The sequence below is a fragment of the Pseudenhygromyxa sp. WMMC2535 genome, assembly GCF_011083025.2.
On sequence record NZ_JABJWV010000003.1, the window covers coordinates 1 to 20,960 of the forward strand.

Sequence of the window (20,960 nt, forward strand, 5' to 3'; positions counted from 1 at the left end):
GACGCGGCGCAGCGAGACCTGGCCGGCGCGGTGCAGGGCCAGGGCGGCCTTGCGCAGCTTGGCCAGCGGGCCGTAGCCGAAGCGAAAGAGCTGGCGCAGGCCGACGGCGCGGACGCGGGCGGCGATGAAGGCCTCGGGGTCGTCCGCGGGCGAGCCAGCCAGGAGCATCTCGCAGGCGAGGTTGAGGGTGCCCTGGGCCTGGCCGACGGCGCGCTGCTGGAGGGCCTCGTCGCCGGGTTCGAAGCGCTGCGCCGCCATGAGCTCGTTGGCGAGGAGCAAGAACTCGCGCAGGCGCAGGTCGTACTCGGCGTCGTCGAGGCGCGCGAGCACCCGACGGAGCACGTCGCGGGCCTCGCCGAGGCTAGCAGGGGCAGGTTGCCGGTGGGCGGCACGTGGGTCTGGGGCCGGGGCTTCGCGGCTGCTTTTTTGTCGCTGTCCGTGTCGCTCGAGTCCGTGTCGCTCGAGTCCGTGTCGCTCGAGTCGAGGTCGTCGCGGACGATGGCGTCGCGGGCCAGGGGGGAGAACAGGCGCATGGCCTCCTCCCAGTCGGGGAAGCCGAGGTCGGCAAGGCGACCCTTTCGCCAGCGCAGCAGATCTTCTTCGAGCTCGGCGTGGAGGCTCCACTTGATCGCGCTGATCAGCTTGCGCCCCTCGGTGATGCTGTCGGCGTAGATCGCCTCGAGCACGCGCAGGGCCATGCGCCCGAGCTCGTTGTCGGGCACGCCGACCACGAAGAAGCCGTCGGGGGTCTCCCAGGTGCGCAGCGCGGCCATGTCCTCGAGCACGCGCTGGCGGGCCTCGTCGTCGTCGGGCTCGTCGAGCTCGGCGATGGCCGTGGCCGCGGCGTTGGCCAGGACCCACAGCTCGGGCTCGGTCGAGAGCATCAGCTCGACGAGCTCGCCGCGCTCGGCCTGACCCTCGCGGTAGGCGTCGACGATGCGGTCGAGCCACTCGCGGGCCCGGGCCACGGCGATGCGGTCGCGCTCCCAGGCGTCGAGGTCGAAGACGCCGACGATCTGCGCCGGGCTGGCGTAGCGAAGCACGAGGTCGAGGCGGTTCTCGGCGCGGAGCTTGCGGGCGACGGTCACGAAGCTCTGCACGGGCAGGGCCGCGACCACCTCGGGTGCGTCGTCGCGCTCGTCGAGGCTGATCGGCTCGTCGATGACGAGCTGGATCTCCTCGACGGGGTAGGGGATGGGGGCGACGTCGCGCGGGTCCGGTCCGGTCACGGCGCCCAGGGTAGACCTCCCCTCGGCCGTGGCAAATCAGCCGCTGGCCAGGTGGGCGGGCGCGGGGGAGCACGTATGATGAGCGCCTTGTTCGACCTCGGCGCCCACCTCACGACCCCGCGCTCGCCGACGCCCTCGGCCGCGTGCGGCGGGCGCTCGTGGAGCTCGTGGAGCTCGAGAGGCCGCGCCGCCTGCACCTGGCCTGCTCTGGCGGGGCGGACTCGATGGCGACCCTGGGCCTGCTCACGCTGCTGCGCCGCAGCGAGGACCTGGCGATCAGCGTCGGCCATGTCGATCACGGCCTGCGCTCGAGCTCGGCCGACGAGGCCCGGCAGGTCTCGGCGATCGCCGAGGGTCTGGGCTTCCCCGTGCGGGTCAGCACGCTCGCCCTCGAGCCCGGCCCGGGCCTCCCGGCGCGGGCTCGGCAGATGCGACGGCGCGCGCTGCTGGACCAGGCGGACGAGCTCGGCGCCGAGATCGTCGTGCTCGCGCACTCGGCCACGGATCAAGCCGAGACCATGCTCATGCACATGACCCGGGGCTGCGGCCTCGAGGGGGTCTCGGCCATGGCCACCCGAGACGGGCGCTGGCTGCGGCCGGTCCTCCAGCTCACGCGCGCGCAGCTGCGCGACCTCGCCCGGCGCCTCGAGCTGCCCTTCGTCGACGATCCCACCAACGAAGATCTCACCCACCTGCGCGTGTGGCTGCGCGAGGCCGTGCTCCCGCCGCTGCGCGAGCGCAACCCGAGGATCGATCGCGCCTTCGTCGAGCTCGCGGAGCAGGCCCGCGAGGCAGAGATCGCGCTCGACGCCTGGGCTCGGCGAGAGGTCGACGCCCGCGTTCTCCCGGATGGTGGCTGGCATCTGGCGTCCTTCGAGCAGCTCCCGCGCGCGGTGAGGACGCGCGCGCTGCGGATCATCTGCGATCGCGCCGGCGCCGATCTCTCCGAGCTCCGCCGCCGCGTCCTCGTGGCCATGGAGGAGGCGGCTCTAAATATGGCTCAGGCCCTCGCCTCGGGTCCTGGCGCCCCGCGGCCGGCTCCCCGCGGCTGGGACCTCGCGCCCGCGCTGCGCTTGTCGATCTCCAAAAACGGGGTTCATCTTCGGCCCCAGAGCCAACCAACAGGGGAGGGCGCCCTTTGACCGCCTTTGGCGCCAGGGCTATGCTCCCCAGCACGTTCGGGGCCGAACAACGGGCAGAGTCGGCCGATCCGTGCGCTACAACGGCACATGCGGGATGAACCCGCCGGGGCCCCGAGAGCGACGACGTGAAGCAGCAGACCAAGACCTTACTCGTGTGGCTCGGCTTGATCGTGGCCGTGCTGGTGTTGGCGAACCTCCTCTCCAACAGCCAAAAGCCGGAGCAGATCACCTACTCCCAGTTTCGGGAGCAGGTCGTCAACCAGGAGCTCAGCGCCAAAGAGAGCTCGATCTCGGTGGACCTCGAGGTTCACTCGAGCCACGTCAACGTCTCCTATGAAAACGAGGGCCAGGAGATCCAGGTCGTCGCGCCGGCGACGGACGATCTCTACAAGCTCCTCGAGGACAACGACGTCCAGTACAAGGTCGAGCCCGAGGACGACGGAATGTTCTTCCAGTTCGCCCTCATGTGGCTCCCGGTGCTGCTGATCGTCGCCGTGATGATCATGTTCATGCGCCAGATGCAGGCCGGGGGCGGCAAGGCCATGAGCTTCGGCAAGTCCAAGGCCAGGCTGCTCAACGAGCACCAGCAAAAGGTCACCTTCAAGGACGTCGCCGGCATCGAAGAGGCCCGCGAGGAGGTCGAGGAGATCATCGACTTCTTGCGTGACACCCGCAAATACATGCGCGTGGGCGGCCGGATCCCCAAGGGCGTGCTGCTCATGGGCCCGCCCGGCACCGGCAAGACCCTGCTCGCCCGCGCCATCGCTGGCGAGGCTGGGGTCGCCTTCTTCTCGATCTCCGGCTCGGACTTCGTCGAGATGTTCGTGGGCGTCGGCGCCAGCCGGGTCCGCGACCTCTTCGAGCAGGGCAAGAAGAACGCGCCCTGCATCATCTTCATCGACGAGATCGACGCCGTCGGCCGCCACCGCGGCGCCGGCCTGGGCGGCGGTCACGACGAGCGCGAGCAGACCCTCAACCAGCTCCTGGTCGAGATGGACGGCTTCGAGGGCAACGATGGCGTCATCCTGGTCGCCGCCACCAACCGCCCCGACGTCCTCGACCCCGCGCTGCTCCGCCCCGGTCGCTTCGACCGGCGCATCGTCGTCGGCCTGCCCGACGTCCGCGGCCGCGAGGCGATCCTCGGCGTGCACACCCGCAAGGTCCCCCTGGGCGACGACGTCGACCTTGGCACCGTGGCCCGCGGGACCCCGGGTTTCTCGGGCGCAGACCTCGAGAACCTCGTCAACGAGGCGGCCCTCAACGCCGCGCGCTGCAACCGCGACCGGGTCACCCACGACGACTTCGACCACGCCCGCGACAAGGTCATGATGGGCGCCGAGCGCAAGAGCATGCGCATCTCCGCCGAGGAGAAGAGGACCACCGCGTGGCACGAGGCTGGCCACACCCTGGTCGCCGCGCTGCTGCCCAAGGGCGTCGTCGACCCGATCCACAAGGTCACGATCATCCCCCGTGGTCGCGCCCTGGGCTTGACCCACTTCCTGCCCGAGCAGGACAAGCTCTCCTTCGACCAGAACAACGCCGAGGGCCGCATCGCCGTGCTGCTCGGCGGGCGGATCGCCGAGGAGCTCGAGTTCGAGGGCCTCAAGAGCACCGGGGCCGGCAACGACCTCGCGCGCTGCAGCGAGCTCGCGCGCAAGATGGTCTGCGAGTGGGGCATGAGCGAGCGCCTCGGGCCGATCACCTTCGGCAAGGAGGACTCCGAGCCCTTCTTGGGCCGGGACATCAACCGCCAGGCCAACTACTCCGAGGCCACCGCCCAGGCGATCGACGACGAGGTCCACCGCATCGTCACCAGCCAGTACAAGCGGGCGCGCTCGCTGCTCGAGGACAACTACGACGCCCTGCGTCGGGTCTCCGAGGCGCTGATCGAGCGCGAGGTGCTGACCGCCGAGGAGGTCCGCAAGCTGATCGCCGGCCACCAGCTCGGGCCCTTCGAGCCGCGCGAGCCGCTGGGCTCGCGCTTCGACGAGTCCTCGACGCCCACGGCTTCGCCCTCGGGATCGGGCCTCGACACGCCTCGACCCACGGGCTTCCCCGTCCCCGACGCGGGCTAGGAGCGGCGACCGCGTCGGATGACGCGAGAGAGGAAGGGCAAGCTCAGACCCCACGGGTTCGAGCTTGCCCTTCGCTCTTGCAGCGCCCAGCTGCCCTGTGCCTACTGTGGCCCTGAATCAGTTCGCCGAGCGCGAGCTCGGGGCACCCTCAGTCGTCGTCGTCGTCGTCGTGGTCGTCGTCGTCGTCGTCATCGTCGTGCCCCGACGGCGAAGGGCCGGCGCGGAGCTGGCCGTGGCGGTAGGGCTTGTCGGCCTCGCTGGCGTCGATCTCGATGGCGCCGAGGGTGTGGGCGACGAGGTTGAGGAGGTCGAGGCGCTGGCCGGCGAGGCGCTTGTCTCGGCGCAGGTCGTGGATGACCACCGGGCCGAGGACGAGCAGCAGGGCGCCGTAGAGCAGGGCCTTGCGGGCGAGGAGGCCGGGGCCGATCAGCACCCAGACCAGGCCGAGGCTGGCGAGGGCCAAGAAGCCCACCCAGCGCTGGAGGGCCCAGCGTGGCCGACGGTAGACGAAGCGCAGCTCGACCTTGGTGCCGCGTTCGCTGGGGACCAGGGTGCCGCGCAGGTAGAGCAGGCGGAGCATGCCGGTGGCCGACTGCCCGCGGGCGGCCGGGGGCCGCAGTGGATGCTGAACTCGCGCTCGCCGATGCGCTCGAGGGTGTAGTCGGCGTCCTCGATCAGCCCGCCAAAGTCCGGGAGCAGGTGGCTGTCGTAAGCCTTGACCCCGGGCTGCTCGGCGAGGCGGTCGAGGACCTCGCGCGGGCTGAGGTCGACGAGGTAGCTGCGCTGCTGCCCGCGGACGAGCTGCGCGGGCGAGGGATCGGCGCCCTTTGGCGCGGGCGCGCTCGCGCGGGGATCGTGGGCATCGGCGCTCACCGGCCCCGTGTAGCGCGGTGGCGCATGCTTTGCCAGCGCGGGGAGCCGTCGAACTCAACCGAGCGGCGCGCTGGCGCAAGCATGCGCCACCGCGCCGGGCGGACACCTGGACGCGGCCCAGAGCCCGGGGTACACGGTGAAGGTGCGCGCTCGCCTCAAATTGCGTCGTCACGCGGCCGTGCTCGCCCTGAGCCTGATCTCGCTGGCCGGCGTGGCCTGCAAGGCCGAGGAGGGCGCGAAGGTGGCGTCCTCCGAGGGCGAGCAGGCCCCCGCCTTCGAGACCCGAGACCTCGCCGGCGAGGGCGTCGCGCTGGCCGATCTCGAGGGCAAGGTGGTCCTGCTCAACGTCTGGGCCACGTGGTGCAAGCCCTGCGTGGCCGAGCTGCCGGTGCTCGCCGACCTCCACCGCGACCTCGAGCCCAAAGGCTTCACCGTCGTCGGCCTCAACGCCGACGTGCGCACCAAGCTCCCCGCGGTCCGCTCGATGGTCGCCGAGCAGAGCCTGCCCTTCCCGATCTGGCTCGACGCCGGTGGGCAGGCGCAGACCACCTTCAAGCTCAACGGCTACCCGACATCGTTTTTGATCGACCGCCACGGCCGGATCCGCTGGAAGCGCGAGGGCGTGATCCTGCGCAACGATCCCGAGCTCGCGGCGATGCTCGAGGCCGTGCTGGCCGAGGGCTGATCGAGCATCGAGCTTGGAGCATCGAGTCGATGGAATTCACCAAAGTAGAGGGGCTGGGCAACGACTTCGTGCTCGTGGACTGCCGCGAGGGCGACGAGCAGGCGCTCGCGCAGACCCTGGACTGGGCGCGGGCGCAGGCCTCGGGGATCTGCGATCGCCGGCGCGGGGTGGGGGCCGACGGCCTGCTCCTCGTCGGCCCGGCGCGAGGCGACGCCGAGGCGAGCATGACCGTGGTCAACTTCGACGGCTCGGTCCCCGAGATGTGCGGCAACGGCCTGCGCTGCGTGGCCGCCCACCTCGCGCAGACCCCCGGCCAGGTCCTCCGCGTGGCCACGGGCGCCGGCCCGCTGCGCTGTGAGATCGTCGCCGCGAGCCCCGAGGGGGTCATCGAGGTCGGCGTCGACATGGGCCCGGCGCGGGCGCTCGGGGAGTCGCGGCCGGCCGCGGGGGAAGGTCGGCGCTTCCTCGACGTGTCCATGGGCAACCCGCACGCGGTCTGCTTCGTCGCCCCGGGCGAGGACCCGGAGGCCCTCGCCCGTCGCCTCGGGCCCGGGGTCGAGGTCGACCCCGCCTATCTGCCGAGCAAGACCAACGTGGAATTCGCGGCGCGCGAGGAGGACGAGGCGGGGGTGTGGCTGCGCCTGTGGGTCTGGGAGCGCGGGGTGGGGATCACCGAGGCCTGCGGCACCGGAGCGTGCGCGACGGCGGCCGCGGCCGTGGGCGAGGGGCTCGCCGCCGCGGATACACAGCTGCGCGTGCGCCTGCCTGGGGGGCTGCTGAGCATCCTCGTCCCCAGCCGCGCCGACGCGGGGGTGTTCATGCGCGGGCCGGCCCGCCGCGTGTTCGCGGGCGTGCTCTAGCAATCTCCCGCGGGAGATTGGGTTGGGATTCGACTGATCGGTCAGAGCACCGGGACAGGGTCCACATCCGCAGGCAGCTCGTCGTCACCCACATCGTCGGTGTGGCCGAGACCGAGCTGGCCAAACTCGTTGTAGCCCCAACAGCGAAGGTCGAGGTTCTCGAGCAGGGCGCAGGTGTGGCGACCGCCAGCAGCGATCATCAGGGCGCTCCCGCCAAGTTCGACGAAGCCTGCGTCGTGGGGGAGCTCGCCATCACCGATGTTGTCGGTGTGGCCGAGGCCGAGCTCGCCGGAGATGTTGCGGCCCCAGCACATCACTTCTCCGCCAGTGAGCAGGACGCAGGTGTGGTTGTTGCCGACGGCCAGCGCTTTGGCGGCAGCGGGCAGGAGCACGGGGGCTTGGCTGGATGGGAGCTCGTCGTCGCCGATTGTGTCCGTGTGCCCTAGGCCCAGTTGTCCATACTGATTTTCGCCCCAACACATGACCGCATCACTGCTGAGCAGGATACAGGTGTGGCGTTCTCCAGGTTTGATGTCGACGATCTCCGTGTCGGGGGGCAGGCCCAGCGAAATGGGACCTCCGGCATCGGGGAGCTCGTTGTCTCCGAGTGGTTCGATGTTGCCGAGGCCCAGTTGACCGTAGGTGTTGTCGCCCCAGCAGCGCAGGCCGCCGCTTTCGAGCAGGGCGCAGGTGTGGTCGCCGCCTGCGGCGATCCAGGATGCCGCTCCGCCGATCGAGAGGCTCTCGCCTGGCTGGAGCGAGATCTCGACGTTGCTGTGGCCAAGCTGACCGTTGGCATTGTGTCCCCAACAGCGAACATTGCCGCCCTCGAGAAGGGCGCAGGTGTGGTTACTCCCCAACCGGACATCAATGGCCGAGGTCAAACCGAGCCCGTCCAAGTCGGCGAGGGTCTCGTCGTCGCCATGGTTGTCCGTGCCACCGTTCCCGAGCTGGCCGTGGGCGTTGTAGCCCCAGCAGCGTAGGTCACCGTCGTCGAAGCGCGCGCAGCCGTGGTATCCGCCGAGGTCGAGGGTGGTGACGGGGCCTGGAAGTAGTACGTCTCCGGCCTCGCTGGGGAGCTCGTCGTCGCCGATGTCGTTTGTGTGTCCGTAGCCGAGCTGGCCGTGGGTGTTGTAGCCCCAGCAGCGAACGCGCCCGCCATCAATCAGCGCGCAGGTATAGCGCCAACCGAGGCTGAGCGCGGCGACTGCAGTGAGGGTGCAGTCGTTGTCGCAGCCGTCGCCGTCGACGGTGTTGCCGTCGTCGCACGCCTCTCCGTCTTCGGGCTCTCCATTGCCACATATCGAAGGTGAGCCGGTATCTTCCTCGGAGTCCGTGTCTTCTGCAGTGCTGGCGTCGTCCTCGGAGTCCGTGTCCTCCTCGGTTGCTTCTGTCCCCTCGGATCCTTCCGTGGTGCCTGTGCTGGATTCCGAGGACCCGCTCTCGCTGTCTTCGCTCTCCCCAGCGCCCGAGCTCTCGCTCGTCTCGGTATCGTTGGTCGTGACGCAATTCTCGGGAAGAACATCACAGTTGGAGGTCGTGCACGCCCATGTTGGCGCGGACAGGCTCACGGCCAGGAGGAGGAGGGGTCTGCCCGAGGGGCCGTTGCCGCGATGTCGCATACTTCATCTTCGAGCATGTCGGCAGCGTCGTGGGCGGCCGACTTGGGCCGCTCTGGTCGAGGACGGCCCGAATGCGGCCGTCGATCCCACACCGTGGCTCGGCTGCACCTGAGGCTCAACGCCAGCGCACCCAGCCCGGCTTGTAGAATTCGATCTCCACCACCCAGTCCTCGGCGAGGAGCGGACCGATCGCCGAGGGCGCGCAGTCGAGGTCGAGGTAGCGACCGATGGCCGCGCGCAGCGAGCACCCTCCGGGCGTGTCCAAGCCCCCGGCGAGCTGTCGAGGGGGGGCCTTGTCGCGGGCGACGACGAGGTGGAGCGGATCTCGGTAGCGTTCGAGCGCGTCGAGGAGCTGACCTGGATCGAGCTTGTCGGCGATCGTCACGCGTCCGAGATCCGCGATCACCCAGGAGTCCGCCAGCGCCTCGCTCCCGGGCAAAGACCAGAGCGAGAGCCTCCCTCGACGCGATCGAGCCCACTCGCGCGCGCCGATCGCCTCGGCGGCAGGGGCGTCATCTCGACGCACGACGACGTAGCGCTGCGCCTCGCTCGGTGTGGTCAGGGTCGATCGCGTGGTCACGGCGCCCACACAAGCGAGCCCGCCGAGCGAGCTCGCCACGGCGAGCAGCAGGGCGCCCGCGAGCGCCGCGGAGCGGTGGGGAAGCGACTTCATCGCGGGGTTGCTCGGTCGATGTTCGCACGCCGACATCGGCACCGCACGCGGCAATTGTGACACGATCCCCCGTCAGACCCCCGCGCGCGCCTCCCCTATCATGGCGGCCATGTCGACCGAACTCCGCTACCGACTCCTCGGCCGCTCCGGCCTCCGCGTCTCCGCGTCTCCGAGATCTGCCTGGGCACCATCGATCTTGGCTTGCTCGACCCAAGCCCTGAGCGAGTTCTCGGGTAGGTCGAGATCCCGTGCGACCGGGATCCAGAAACTTGTTTGATCTCGACGGCTTAGGGGCGTGTTCAGGATTCCGTGGTGGAACCAAGCTTGGGTTTCACTGCGGGCTCCTAGTCCGGCAAGCGCCAGTCGATCGCCTCGACCCCAAAGCCCTCGAGCGCCGCGTTGACCTGTGAAAACGGCCGCGTACCCAGAAACTTCTTGGCCGAGAGCGGCGAGGGGTGAGCCATGGCGATGATGGCGTGACGCCCCTCGCCAACGCGCTCGATCAGCGCGGCCTTCTTCTGCGCCGGCTTGCCCCACAGCACGAAGACCATCGGCGCCTCTCGGGCCGCGCAGGCCGCGATGACCTCGTCGGTGAAGGTCTCCCAGCCCTGCTTGCGGTGCGAGTTGGCCTGGTGGGCGCGGACCGTGAGCACGGTGTTGAGCAGGAGCACGCCGCGGTCGGCCCAGGCCTCCAAGAAGCCGTGGTCCGGGGCGTCGATGTCGAGGTCGGTCTTCAGCTCCTTGTAGATGTTGCGCAGCGAGGGCGGGACCTTGATCCCGCGGCGCACCGAGAAGCAAAGGCCGTGGGCCTGGTCGTCGTCGTGGTAGGGGTCCTGGCCGAGCACGACCACGCGCACGTCCTCGAGGGGCGTGTGCTCGAGGGCGGCGAAGGTCTCCTCGGCGGGGGGGAAGACCTGATGCTCGGCGCGCTCTCGGGCCACGAAGGCGCGCAGCTTTTGAAAGTAGGGCTTGTCGAGCTCGGGGCCGAGGGCGGCCTGCCAGCTGGAGGGGAGCGGGGGGAAGGGCTCGGTCATGGGTGCTAGGAGTCCGTGGTGAAACCCGGCGCGAGGAGTCGCGCCGGGATTTTCGTCGAGGGCGCGAAGCCAAAACGCCGCTGTACCGGGTGTACTGGAAGTTTTGGCGACAACGCCATCGGCGAAAAGACCAAGCGAGGTGTCGTGTTGGGTTTCACCACGGGCTCCTAGAGTCCTCGATCTTCACGCAGGATGGTCGCGCTGCGGAAGGCGTTCATGGTCGCGTGCTCGTCCCACTGGTAGGTGAAGCCCGTGGCCGCGATGAAGGCCTTGTCGTCGACGACCACGGGGTGCTTGAGGTGGCCGATGGCGCCCTTGGGCAGGCGCGGGAGGCCAAAGCGCCCGAGCACCCGGGGGAGCACGCCCTCGGGCAGGTGCACGGGGGTGCGCCCGGTGGCCTGGCAGAGGATCGACAGGGGCACCGGGGGCGGGCCGGCGACGTTGAACACCCCGGCGATCTCGTGCTCGACGGCGGCGACGATCGCCGCGGCGGTGTCGGCCTCGTGCATCACGTGAAAGAGCGGGTCGAAGCCCAGGGCCATGGGCACGCGCGGCCCGGCCAGGAAGCTCGCCAGGGTCCCGCGGCCGCTGGGGCCGAGGGCGTAGACGCAGCGCAGCACGGCGGTGCGCATGGACTTGCAGCTCCACAGCGCCCGGCTGGCGTAGAGGTCGGCGGCGACGAGATCGGCGAGCTCGGGGAAGGTCGAGACGGCGAGCGGCGGCTCGTCCTCGGTGCGGTAGAGCGGGGCGTCGGCGGCCGCGCCGTAGATCGTGTGGCGCCCGACGAACACGGCGTTGCGGACACCAAATTCCTCGCAGTGGCGGAACACGGCCTGGGTCCCGCGCAGGTTGACGCGGTAGCGCTGCTCGGCGCTGGTGTCGAAGTGCGTGACCGTGGCCATGTGGATGACCACGTCGGGGCGGTGCACGCGAAACACGTCGGCGGCCGGGCGCTTGCGGACGTCGGTCTGGAACATCTTCACGCCCCGGGGGGCGCCCTGCCAGGGGCGCACGTCGATGCCCAGGACCTCGTGGCCGCGCTCGACCAGGCGCAGGGCCACGTGCTGGGCGTGGGCCCCGGCGATGCCGGTGACGAGGACCTTCACGGCTCCTCCGCGATGTTGCGCGAGCGAGAGCCGCGGCCGTCGGCGATCAGCTGCTCGACCTGCTCCTTGACCTGGGCGACGTAGCCCTCGATCACGTCGTCGGGCTCGGCCCCGCTGCCCTCGAAGCGCATCGGCTTGCCGTAGTGAACCTCGCAGTGGACCGGGAGGGGGAAGGGCACGATGTAGGGGGTGATCGGCACGTAGGGCGCCTTGAAGATCTTGGCCAGGGTCTTGGAGTGGTGGATCGTGGGGATGGCCTCCTCGCCGCCGATGAAGGCGAGCGGGACGATCGGCGCGTTCATCTCGAGGGCTATGCGCATGAAGCCGGTGCCGAAGCGAACCAGCTGGTAGCGATCGCGGTAGAGCTTGCCGGTCCCGCGCGCGCCCTCGGGGAAGACCATCAGCACCCGGCCATCGGAGAGCAGGCGCTTGGCGTGCTCGGGCAGCCCCGGGAGCTGGCCAACCCGCGAGAAGAGCGGGCTGAGCACCGGCCAGTTCTGCGCGAATTTTTCGACCATCCCGTGGGCGAGGCGGGGCGGATCATGGTCGAAGAACATCGACGCGAGGATCATCCCGCCGTCCGTGGGCAGGCCACCGGAGTGGTTGCTGATCAACATCACCGGCCCGGTGTCGGGCACGTTTTGGATGTTGAAGGTGCGGACGCGAAAGTAGTGGTGGTAGGCCAGGCCGAGGCTCGAGAGGAAGAAACCGAGGTGCTCCTTGGAGACGCCGTAGGGATCGAGACCCCAGCGGTTGAAGGGCAGATCGAGCTCTTCGATGCGGGCACGGACATCGGGGCTGATCGCTTGGCGCCACATGGAAGGGCGGAAGTGTAACCCGTGGGGCGGTCCGGGCGCACTTGTTCGCGCCGAGCGCCTGGGACCATGGTGCCAAATGACGCTGGATGCGGTGCCAGGCCCCATCTAAACGAAGGGGGCCTGTCGAGTCTCGGTCCGTGCTAAACCCAGGGGAACGTGCGCTCTTCGCTCACCCGCCGCCGCCACCCAGCTAGCGCTCTGCTGGCTTGGATCGGCCGTGTGATGGTGATGGTGATCGTGCTCTTCGGCGCGGGCGCGACGGTCTTCGCGAGCGCGAGTGAGCGCGACCTGATCGAAGAGGGCGAAGGCGGCGGTGAGGGAGACGGCGAGGGGGAGGGCGAGGCGATCGAGGCGATCGAGGCCGAGCGCGTCGAGGCCCGACGGGGACGCGAGAGCTTCCTGGGAGCTCGGCTGACCGTCGCGGCGCCGCCTCGACCGGTCGAGCCGCGCACGCTCGCGCCCAAGACGGATCCTCCGCCCGCGCCGAGCTGGCAGCGGCCGCGTCGACGGCCGCCTTCGAACGACGACGACTCGGACGACGCGGGCTGCTGATCAGCCGGCGCGCGCTCGCGGTGTTCACCACCGAGGGCGCGCGGCGAGCTGCATCGTGTGTCCGCACCCATTCGTCCACCGCCAGCGATCTCGTCACGTCGTCATCATGAGCCAATCCGCGCCTCCCGCGTCCAATTCCACAACAAAGCCGTCCCCGCCGACCGGCGTCCAAGGCATCCTCCGCGACGCGGTCGCGGGCCTCGTCGTCTTCTTGGTCGCGCTCCCGCTGTGCCTGGGCATCGCCCTGGCTTCGGGCGCGCCGCTGATGTCCGGCCTCGTCGCCGGCATCGTCGGGGGCCTCGTCGTCGGCGCCCTGAGCGGCTCGCACACCAGCGTGTCCGGCCCCGCCGCGGGGCTGACCGCGGTCGTCCTCGCGCAGATCACCAGCTTGGGCTCCTTCGAGGCCTTCTTGCTGTGTGTGACCTTCGCCGGGGTGATCCAGATCTGCCTCGGCCTCGGGCGCGCCGGGGTGTTCACCACCTTCGTGCCGACGAGCGTGATCAAGGGCCTGCTCGCGGCCATCGGGGTGATCCTGATCCTCAAGCAGATCCCCCACGTGTTCGGCCACGACACGGATCCCGAGGGCGAGATGGCCTTCGAGCAGCCCGACCACGAGAACACCTTCAGCGAGCTGCTGGCCACGATCAGCGACCTGCACATGGGGGCGGCGGTCATCGGCTTGCTCTCGCTCGTGCTGTTGGTCGCCTGGAGTCGCTCGGAGCGCCTGGCCAAGTCGGGGATCCCCGCGCCGCTGGTGGTCGTGCTCTTCGGCCTGGGCATGGGCTGGGTGTTCGAGACCATGGGCGGGCCGTGGTTGATCGAGTCGAGCCACCTCGTTCAGGTCCCGGTCGTCGAGGGCGGGCTGTCGGGGGTCGCCGACCTGCTCAGCTTCCCGGACTTCTCGCGCTGGCGAGAGCCGGCGATCTACACGGGGGCGCTGACCATCGCGATCGTCGCTTCGCTCGAGACCCTGCTCAATGTCGAGGCTGTCGATCGCCTCGACCCTCAGCAGCGGCGCTCCCCGGCCAACCGCGAGCTCATGGCCCAGGGCGCGGGCAACATCGTGGCTGGCTTGCTCGGTGGCCTGCCGGTCACGGCGGTGATCATCCGCGGCTCGGTCAACATCCACGCCGGCGGCGTCAGCAAGCGCGCGACGATCGTCCACGGCGCGCTGCTCCTGGGCGCGGTGCTCTTGCTGGCCGGGCTGCTCAACCGCATCCCCCTGTCTTGCCTGGCGGCGATCCTCCTGGTCACCGGCTTTCGCCTGGCCAGCCCCGCGCTGATCCGCAAGATGTGGGACGCGGGCTACGACCAGTTCGTGCCCTTCGCGGCCACGGTCGTGGCGATCGTGTTCACGGATCTGCTGGTCGGGCTGGGCATTGGCATGGCCATCGCCTTGGCCTTCATCATCAGCCGCCAGTCCAAGCGCCCGGTCCGGCGCATCGCCGAGCGCCACCTCGCCAGGGAGGTCCTGCACATCGAGCTTCCGGATCAGGTCAGCTTCCTCAACCAGGCCGCCCTCGAGCGCGTCTTCGATCAGATCCCCGAGGGCACCCAGGCGCTCCTCGACGCCACGGACACCGAGTACATCGACCCCGACGTGCTCGCGATGATCCGCGAATTTCGTGACGAGAAGGCCCCGGTGCGCGGGGTCTCGCTGTCGATGATTGGCTTCGACGAGCGCGATCGTGGGCGGGGGATCGATGACGTGCAGTTCGTCGACTTCTCCGCCCGCGAGCTGCAAGAGCGGGTCAGCCCGGCGCAGGTGGTCGAGATCCTGCGCCAGGGCAACCTCCGCTTCGTCACCGGCAGGCGGGTCAACCGCGTGCTGCGGCCGCGCCTCGACGCCTACCCGATCGCCGCGGTGCTCAGCTGCATCGACTCGCGGGTGCCCGCGGAGCTGATCTTCGATCAGGGCCCGGGCGACATCTTCAGCGTGCGCGTGGCGGGCAACGTCCTCGGCCGCGAGGTCCTGGCGAGCCTCGAGTATGGCTGCGCCGTCGCGGGCTCGCGCCTGGTGGTCGTGCTCGGGCACACGCGCAGCAAGCTGATCTCCGCGGGCGTCGAGCTGGCCCTCGGCGCGCGACAGATCGACGCGGCGAGCTGCGGGGAGCACCTCAGCTCGCTGCTCGGCGAGATCGCGCATCGGGCGGAGGACGTCGGGGCGAGCGCGGGGATCAGCGAGGAGCGCAAGGCCGCGCTCGTCGACGAGCTCGCCAAGCAAAATGTGCGCACGGTGGTCCAGCGCGTCCTCGAGGACAGCGAGACCATCGCCGGGCTCGTTCGCAGCGGCCGCGTGGGGATCGTGGGGGTGCTCTACGACGTCGTCTCGGGGAGCATGGAGTTCATGCTCGACGAGGTCGTGGGCATCGACGCGGCCGAGCTGGAGCACGCGGAGGAGAGCCTGCTGGCGCTGCGCTCGGGGGCCCCGGCGATCGTGGCCGGGACCGCTGACCCGGGGGCCAGCGCGGCCCAGTAGAGCGCCAGCGGACCGCTTCCAAAGCGGCTTCGCCCGGCGCGAGGTTGTGCCGTAGGCTGAGCGAGTGCGAGGCGCGTGGGCGGCCCTGTGGGCCTGGAGTGTGCTGGCCGGCCCGCCTGGGGCGGCGGTCGACGCTGCGCCGGCTGCTGGTCCCACGACTGAGCCCAACACCGAGCCCAACACCGAGCCGGACACCCTCGAGGCGCGTCCGCTGATCGTCCTCGCCATCGAGGACGACGCGCGCGGCGAGGACCTGCGCCGCGCGGTCCGGACCGAGCTCAACGACGTGGCGGTGCGCCTCGAGGTCGCGCAGATGCGTCCGCGGATCGACCTCGACGCGCGCCTGGCGGAGGTCGAGGTGGCGCTGCGCGAGCGCGGGGCCCTGGCGGCGATCTGGCTCGAGCCGGAGGCCGATCCGGGGACCTTGGCCGTCTACCTCGTCGCGGATCTCGACGCCCCGCGTCCGCCGATCTTGCTGCGCCGCAGCGTGCGTGCCGCGGACGAGGCCGGCATGGAGACGGCCGCGGTGATCATTCGCCACTTCGTCACGGATCTGATCTCGGGCCGCCTGGTGATGGTCGAGGCGGAGCTCGAAGGCGCGGGGGAGGGTGAGGCAGCGATGGGGACAGAGCAGGGGCAGGGCGAGGGGGAGAGTGGAGATCGGGCAGAGGGTGGAGATCGGGCAGAGGGCGCAGATCAGGCAGAGGGCGCAGAGCGAGGCGAGCGAGACGGAGGCGATCGAGGCGAGCGCGAGCTGCTCGCCGACCGCGTGCACGCGCGTGTGCAGCTCGGCTACATCGGTCAGACCTGGGCGCGCGAGCGACCCTGGGACAGCGGCGGCGAGCTCGGCGTGGGCGTGCGCTTTCCCGCCGGCGCGCACCTGGGCCTGAGCTACCAGATCACGCAGCCCTACCGCGAGCTGCTGGCGCACCCCTCGGACGCGGGCCTCGCCGATATCCGGGTTCGGCGCTTCCCCCTCGCGCTCGCCGCCGGCTACCAGCACGTGTGGACCAGCTCGCGCCTCGCCGTCGACGCCCAGCTGCGCGCGGTCGTGGAGCTGGTCGAGCGCTCGGCCGTCGATTTCCAGGCCGAGCACTCGGTCGCCATCGCCGGGGCGCTGCGCGTGGTTCCGGCAGTCGAGCCGCGGCTTCAGCTCGACTGGCTGGTGCGCCCGCCGCTGTCGCTCTTCGTGGCCGTGGGCCTGCGCGTGTCACTGATCGACTACGACTACGTGCTCGAGTTCCGCGACGAGTCGGGCGAGGTGCTCGCGCGCAGCGAGTATCTGGACTCGCGCGTGGTCGCGCCGACGCTGCTCGTGGGCCTCGCGGGGTGGCTGTGAGCGCCGGGTCGCGGTCCTGGACCTCGGGGCGACGATCGCCTAACGTCCGCGGTCGGTGAACGACGCGACCTTGACTGTTCGTATCCATGATCTCGCCCACGGCGGTGAGGGGGTGGGGCGCGTCGAGGCGCCCCGTGACAGCGAGGGAGAGCCCGAAGGCCGGGTCTGCTTCGTGGAGGGCGCCCTCCCTGGTGAGCTGGTCCGCGTGGCCATCGACGCCCGCCACAAGCGCTGGCTGCGGGGGCACGTGGTCGAGCTGCTCGCGGCCAGCGAGGCCCCGCTGCGGGCCGAGCCGCCTTGTCCTCTGGCCGATCGCTGCGGCGGCTGCAGCTGGCAGCACGTCGCGCCCGCGGCCCAGGCGGAGCTCAAGCAGGGCATCGTCGCGGGCCAGCTGCGCAGGCTCCCGCTGCCGCCGAAGGGGCCACACTTCACGATCGTCGCCAGCCCCTCGGCCCTCGGCTACCGCCGCCGGGCGCGGATGCACTACACCCGCACGCCGGGCGGCCTCAGCCTGGGCTTCTTTGGCCACCACTCCCGCGAGGTCGTCGACTGCGAGCGCTGCCTGGTGCTCGACGCGGCCCTGGACTGGGCGCTCCAGCAGGCCCGGGCGTGGGCATCCTGGCTGCCCTCGACGGGCGAGATCCTCGGCCTGTCCAACGGCCGCGAGGTCGTCCTCGGGCTGCCGGGGGTGCGTCCGGATCCCGAGCTCGAGGCGGCGATCCGCGCGGTCATCGAGGCCTCGCAGGCGGCCGCCGAGCAAGACGAGCAGGCCCCGGTGCTCCTCGGCGTCCAGCTTCGCGGTGGGCGGGGGCGCCACGGCGTCGGCCAGACCTGGCTCGAGCTCGACAGCGTGCCCGGCTCGGCGACGCTGCCCGTGGTCCAGGGCCCCTTCACCTTCAGCCAGGCCCAGGCGGCGCAAAATCACGCCCTCGTCGAGCACGTCGCGGACATGGCCGCGGCGGCGGGCTCGGGCTCGGCCGAGGGCCCGCGGATCCTCGAGCTCCACGCTGGCGTGGGCAACTTCTCCCGCGTCCTCGCCCGCGTCGGTCGCCGCGTCTGGGCCAGCGACGCCGACCGCGAGGCCGTGGCCACGCTCCAGCGCACCGTCGAGCGCTGGGGGCTGTCGGTCAACGTCAAGCGCGCCCAGGCCGAGCGCCTGCTGGCCAAGCTCGCCGAGGGCGATCGCCCCTACGACGTGATCGTCCTCGACCCCCCGCGGGCGGGCATCGGCGAGCAGGCGGCGCGGGATCTCGCGCAGGTCGTCCGCCGCCGGGTGGTCTACGTGTCTTGTGACCCCGCGACCTTGGCCCGGGATCTCCAGGCCATGCTCGCCGCCGACGCCAGCTTGCGTCTGGTCGACGTGCGGGTCTTCGACATGATGCCCATGACCCCCGAGGTCGAGGTCGTTGCGACTGTCGAGCGTAGTGGGGAGCGTAGCGGTGATAGGAGCGGGGCAGGGCGGTGAAGCGCCTGCTCGAGGCCCTCGCGGCCGGCGAGCTCGCGCCGGTCTACCTGCTGTGGGGCGAGGACTCGGCGGCCATCAAGACCGTGGTCGCGGCGATCCGCGAGGCGGCGCTGCGCCCTGGCGGCGTGTCCACGGGCATGGAGGCCTTCAACCACGAGCAGTTCGACGCGCCCTACGTCCACGCGGCCGCCGAGGTGCTCAATGCCTGTGAGCAGGTCCCCATGATGTGCCCGCGGCGCCTGGTCGAGCTCAGCTCGCCGGAGGACTTTGGCCGCCACCGCCGGGCGGAGGACCTCGAGGGTGAGGCCAAGCCGCTCGAGTCCAAGCGTGACGAGGCCATCGACGCGCTGATCGCCTACTTCGACGCGCCCAACCCCAGCACCGTCCTGCTGATCACCAGCGCGGGGCTCAAGGGCACCTCCAAGCTGGTCAAGGCCGCCAAGAAGGCCAAGGCCGTGGTCGAGCTCAAGCTCGCGCCCGCGGGGGACGACGAGGCCGTGGCCGCGCTGCGTGACGAGGCTCGGCACCGCGGCCTCGCGCTGAGCATGGAGGCCGCCCACGCCATGGTCTCGGCCGTGGGCCCGAGCATGTCCGAGCTCCTGCCCGCGCTCGAGCGCGCGGCGGCCTTCGCCGGCGGCCAGGCGGTGGAGCGCGAGCACGTCGAGGCCGTGGTCGCGGCGACCCGGGAGACCAGCGCCTTCGATCTCACCGACGCGATCGGGGCGGGGGATCACGTGCGCGCCCTGGAGATCCTCGCGCGCATGTTCCACGCCGGCGAGCGCGACTCCGGCCAGGCCATGAAGCTCCTCGGCCTGCTGCTGTGGCAGATGCGCAGGCTGTGCACGGCGGCCTTCGCCGACGATCCCGCGGCGGCCCTCAACATCAAGCCCTACGTGGTCAAGCGCCTGCGGGATCAGGCCGGGCGCTTCGACGAGCGCCGTCTACGGGCCGCCTACGCCGGCCTGGCGCGCCTCGACGCGGATCTCAAGGGCGGCTCGAAGCTCGCCTACCACTCGCCCTACATGGCCCTCCAGCGGTGGATCCTCGACACCTGCCAGGCCCTGCCTGGGGTCGACGCGCGCCGCTGAGAGAGCCTCTGAAGGGCCCCTGAGAGCTCCGGGCGAGGGGATCTCGGCAGGAAGCTAGCGCCAAGCGTGGGTGGCTGGAGCCAGACCGGGAGCCAACCAATGACAAAGACCCACCGCCACGAAGGGCAGGTGGGTCTCGTCGACGAGCGAGGAGGGCGTTCTCAGGCGTTGGCCTCGGCCGCGGTCTCGGCTTCGGCACGGCTGACGGCGAGGGTCAGCCGCGAGCTGTAGCGGGAGGCGGTGCGCTGGTGGATGACACCCTTGGAGCTGGCCTTGCCGATGGCCTTGAGGGCCGTGGGGAGGGTGCTCTTGGCCACCTCGAGGTCGCCGTCGTCGATGGCACGGCGGACGCGCTTGATGTAGGTCCGCATGGTGCTGAGGTGAAGGAGGTTGCGGGAGCGCCGCTTGATCCGCTGACGGTTGCGCTTTTCGGCCTGCTTATGGTTCGCCATAATCTGTCTCGCTCTTGGCTGTCTCGCCTGGCTCGCTCGTGTTCGCCTCGCTGGGCTCGTTGCGCCAGCAGAAGGCCGCACTTTTTGGCCGGTCTGGGGGGGCTTGTCAAGGCGCCGCCCTGCGTTCACCCTCGGACGTCGATGCCGTCCCCTTCTCAGGGCTGCCCTCGCGCGCACGTGCGCGCCTCTCGTCGCGCTTTTGGTCGCGTTTTCGGTCGCGCGCGGGGGGGGACGCACTCCTCTGTGGTGGCCGTGGTGGCGCTCACGTCTGCCTGCGTGTTCACGCCGCCGCCGCCGCTGCCCGGCGAGGCGGACTATGTCGAGGCCGAGCCGAGCGGGCCGCAGGGCGCGGGGCGTCCCGGTCCAGCGGTCGCGGCGGGCGGCAAAGAGGGCGGCGGTGGCAAGGCTGGCGGCGGTGGCAAGGCCGGCGACGGCGAGGCCGGGCCGCCCGAGCCACAGTTCGAGCGCGGCCAGGAGCCGCCCGTGGGCATGAGCCTCGACGAGATCCTGGCCTTCAACCAGGCCCAGGGAGATCCCGTCGATGGCTTCTTCGAACTCGAGGACGCGCTCGCGGGGATCGAGGGCAGCGGTGAGCTGTGGGCGGAGATCGTCACGCCCCGCGGGGTGATCGACTGCAAGCTCTTCGAGGCGCTCACGCCCTCGACGGTGGCCAACTTCGTCGGCCTCGCCCGGGGCCTGCGCCCCTGGTACGACAGCGATCTCGACCAGTGGATCGAGGGCGAGCCCTACTACGACGGGACCACCTTCCACCGGGTCATCCCCGGTTTCATGATCCAAGGCGGCGACCCCACGGGCACGGGCCGCGGCAACCCGGGCTACGTGATCCCCGACGAGATCCACCCGGAGCTCGGCCACGACGGCGGCGCCCTGAGCATGGCCAACAAGGGCCCGGCCACGGGCAGCGCCCAGTTCTTCGTGGTCCTCGAGCCCGTTGGCCACCTCGACGGCGCGCACACGGTCTTTGGCCGCTGCACGGCCGCCGGCGTGGACGTGGCCAACACCATCGCCAACGTGGCCGTGGGTGTGAACGACAAGCCCGTGGACGACGAGATCATCGAGACGATCCGCATCGTCCGCCGGCCCCCGGCCAAGTGAGCGCGGGCGCGAAGTCGAGGCCGCTGGCGCGCTGTCGCTGGCGGCCGCTTGCGTTGTCGAGGTCGGGCCGAGGTGTCCCGAGGTCTGGACACGGGAGATCGTCTCGACCTCGGGCAGGAAAAAATCCGGATGCGGCCGATGGGCGATCTCGCGCGGGTTGGTGGCGGCGGTGAGTCGCATCGATGATGTTCTCGATGCCTCTATGCGTATGTTCTGGTTTGGGTGATTGGCGTGGTCTCATTTTGCTATGATTATATTCTTGGTCAGAGTGGTATTATTTGCCTGAATCGCGAATTGACGACCAATCTCACGTTGTGCGCTGCACTTAAATTGGGAGATCGTGCTGTTCTGG

General features: G+C 70.5%; 19 protein-coding genes. 10 read left to right on the plus strand and 9 right to left on the minus strand.

Translation table 11 applies throughout. The features are described 5' to 3' along the window. Positions 1 to 1,229: DUF6178 family protein (locus G6O69_RS36975; protein ID WP_176397312.1), on the minus strand; the 1,229-nt coding region annotated here is incomplete at its 3' end. Positions 1,230 to 1,372: 143 nt separating this feature from the next. Here G6O69_RS36975 and tilS point away from each other — a divergent pair. Together tilS and ftsH are read left to right on the plus strand one after the other, a co-directional pair. Beyond that, positions 1,373 to 2,371, plus strand: a complete 999-nt coding sequence (gene tilS, locus G6O69_RS36980) for a tRNA lysidine(34) synthetase TilS (RefSeq protein ID WP_176397313.1) — start codon at positions 1,373 to 1,375, stop codon at positions 2,369 to 2,371. Positions 2,372 to 2,496: 125 nt separating this feature from the next. Then, the gene (gene ftsH, locus G6O69_RS36985; protein ID WP_172306457.1) at positions 2,497 to 4,446 is read left to right on the plus strand and encodes an ATP-dependent zinc metalloprotease FtsH; all 1,950 of its coding nucleotides are present in this window, start codon (positions 2,497 to 2,499) and stop codon (positions 4,444 to 4,446) included. A gap of 148 nt (positions 4,447 to 4,594) precedes the next feature. Here the strand turns inward: ftsH and G6O69_RS36990 are convergent, their stop codons facing one another. Next, positions 4,595 to 4,909 (minus strand): hypothetical protein, encoded by a 315-nt coding sequence (locus G6O69_RS36990; protein WP_176397314.1) that lies wholly within the window; start codon positions 4,907 to 4,909, stop codon positions 4,595 to 4,597. After that, complete coding sequence (locus G6O69_RS36995) at positions 4,873 to 5,319, minus strand: hypothetical protein (RefSeq protein ID WP_176397315.1); 447 nt, start codon at positions 5,317 to 5,319, stop codon at positions 4,873 to 4,875. Before G6O69_RS36995 ends, G6O69_RS36990 begins: the two co-directional genes overlap by 37 nt. A gap of 142 nt (positions 5,320 to 5,461) precedes the next feature. On the opposite strand from G6O69_RS36995, the gene G6O69_RS37000 reads away from it, so the two are divergent. Both G6O69_RS37000 and dapF read left to right on the plus strand, forming a co-directional pair. After that, a complete protein-coding gene (locus tag G6O69_RS37000) occupies positions 5,462 to 6,004 on the plus strand; it encodes a TlpA disulfide reductase family protein (RefSeq protein WP_172306459.1) in 543 nt (180 codons plus the stop codon). Between the two features lie 29 nt (positions 6,005 to 6,033). Continuing rightward, on the plus strand, positions 6,034 to 6,864 hold the full coding sequence (gene dapF, locus G6O69_RS37005; RefSeq protein ID WP_217909922.1) for a diaminopimelate epimerase: 831 nt from the start codon (positions 6,034 to 6,036) through the stop codon (positions 6,862 to 6,864). Between the two features lie 41 nt (positions 6,865 to 6,905). Here the strand turns inward: dapF and G6O69_RS37010 are convergent, their stop codons facing one another. The 5 genes from G6O69_RS37010 to G6O69_RS37030 form a co-directional block, all read right to left on the minus strand. Beyond that, positions 6,906 to 8,435: a hypothetical protein gene (locus G6O69_RS37010; protein WP_172306460.1), complete on the minus strand. Its 1,530-nt coding sequence runs from the start codon at positions 8,433 to 8,435 to the stop codon at positions 6,906 to 6,908. A gap of 166 nt (positions 8,436 to 8,601) precedes the next feature. Continuing rightward, positions 8,602 to 9,159 (minus strand): hypothetical protein, encoded by a 558-nt coding sequence (locus G6O69_RS37015; RefSeq protein ID WP_172306461.1) that lies wholly within the window; start codon positions 9,157 to 9,159, stop codon positions 8,602 to 8,604. 344 nt (positions 9,160 to 9,503) lie between these two features. Beyond that, the gene (gene ung, locus G6O69_RS37020; protein ID WP_172306462.1) at positions 9,504 to 10,193 is read right to left on the minus strand and encodes a uracil-DNA glycosylase; all 690 of its coding nucleotides are present in this window, start codon (positions 10,191 to 10,193) and stop codon (positions 9,504 to 9,506) included. Positions 10,194 to 10,360: 167 nt separating this feature from the next. Next, positions 10,361 to 11,299: an NAD-dependent epimerase/dehydratase family protein gene (locus G6O69_RS37025; protein WP_172306463.1), complete on the minus strand. Its 939-nt coding sequence runs from the start codon at positions 11,297 to 11,299 to the stop codon at positions 10,361 to 10,363. Then, entirely contained in the window at positions 11,296 to 12,117 is an 822-nt protein-coding gene (locus G6O69_RS37030; RefSeq protein WP_172306464.1) for a lysophospholipid acyltransferase family protein, read from the minus strand. The genes G6O69_RS37025 and G6O69_RS37030 overlap by 4 nt, the downstream gene beginning before the upstream one ends. Before the next feature lie 222 nt (positions 12,118 to 12,339). Here G6O69_RS37030 and G6O69_RS37035 point away from each other — a divergent pair, with 222 nt between their 5' ends. From G6O69_RS37035 to holA, 5 genes are all read left to right on the plus strand, one after another. Next, complete coding sequence (locus tag G6O69_RS37035; protein WP_172306465.1) at positions 12,340 to 12,669, plus strand: hypothetical protein; 330 nt, start codon at positions 12,340 to 12,342, stop codon at positions 12,667 to 12,669. 106 nt (positions 12,670 to 12,775) lie between these two features. After that, positions 12,776 to 15,148: a SulP family inorganic anion transporter gene (locus G6O69_RS37040; RefSeq protein ID WP_172306466.1), complete on the plus strand. Its 2,373-nt coding sequence runs from the start codon at positions 12,776 to 12,778 to the stop codon at positions 15,146 to 15,148. Between the two features lie 64 nt (positions 15,149 to 15,212). Further along, entirely contained in the window at positions 15,213 to 16,487 is a 1,275-nt protein-coding gene (locus G6O69_RS37045) for a hypothetical protein (RefSeq protein WP_172306467.1), read from the plus strand. Positions 16,488 to 16,542: 55 nt separating this feature from the next. Continuing rightward, positions 16,543 to 17,952, plus strand: a complete 1,410-nt coding sequence (locus G6O69_RS37050) for a TRAM domain-containing protein (protein WP_172306468.1) — start codon at positions 16,543 to 16,545, stop codon at positions 17,950 to 17,952. Next, positions 17,949 to 19,040: a DNA polymerase III subunit delta gene (gene holA, locus G6O69_RS37055; protein WP_172306469.1), complete on the plus strand. Its 1,092-nt coding sequence runs from the start codon at positions 17,949 to 17,951 to the stop codon at positions 19,038 to 19,040. The genes G6O69_RS37050 and holA overlap by 4 nt, the downstream gene beginning before the upstream one ends. Positions 19,041 to 19,201: 161 nt before the next feature. Here the strand turns inward: holA and rpsT are convergent, their stop codons facing one another. Further along, positions 19,202 to 19,492: a 30S ribosomal protein S20 gene (rpsT, locus tag G6O69_RS37060; protein WP_172306470.1), complete on the minus strand. Its 291-nt coding sequence runs from the start codon at positions 19,490 to 19,492 to the stop codon at positions 19,202 to 19,204. Between the two features lie 255 nt (positions 19,493 to 19,747). Here rpsT and G6O69_RS37065 point away from each other — a divergent pair, with 255 nt between their 5' ends. Then, on the plus strand, positions 19,748 to 20,608 hold the full coding sequence (locus G6O69_RS37065; protein ID WP_217909923.1) for a peptidylprolyl isomerase: 861 nt from the start codon (positions 19,748 to 19,750) through the stop codon (positions 20,606 to 20,608). Positions 20,609 to 20,960 lie beyond the last annotated feature (352 nt).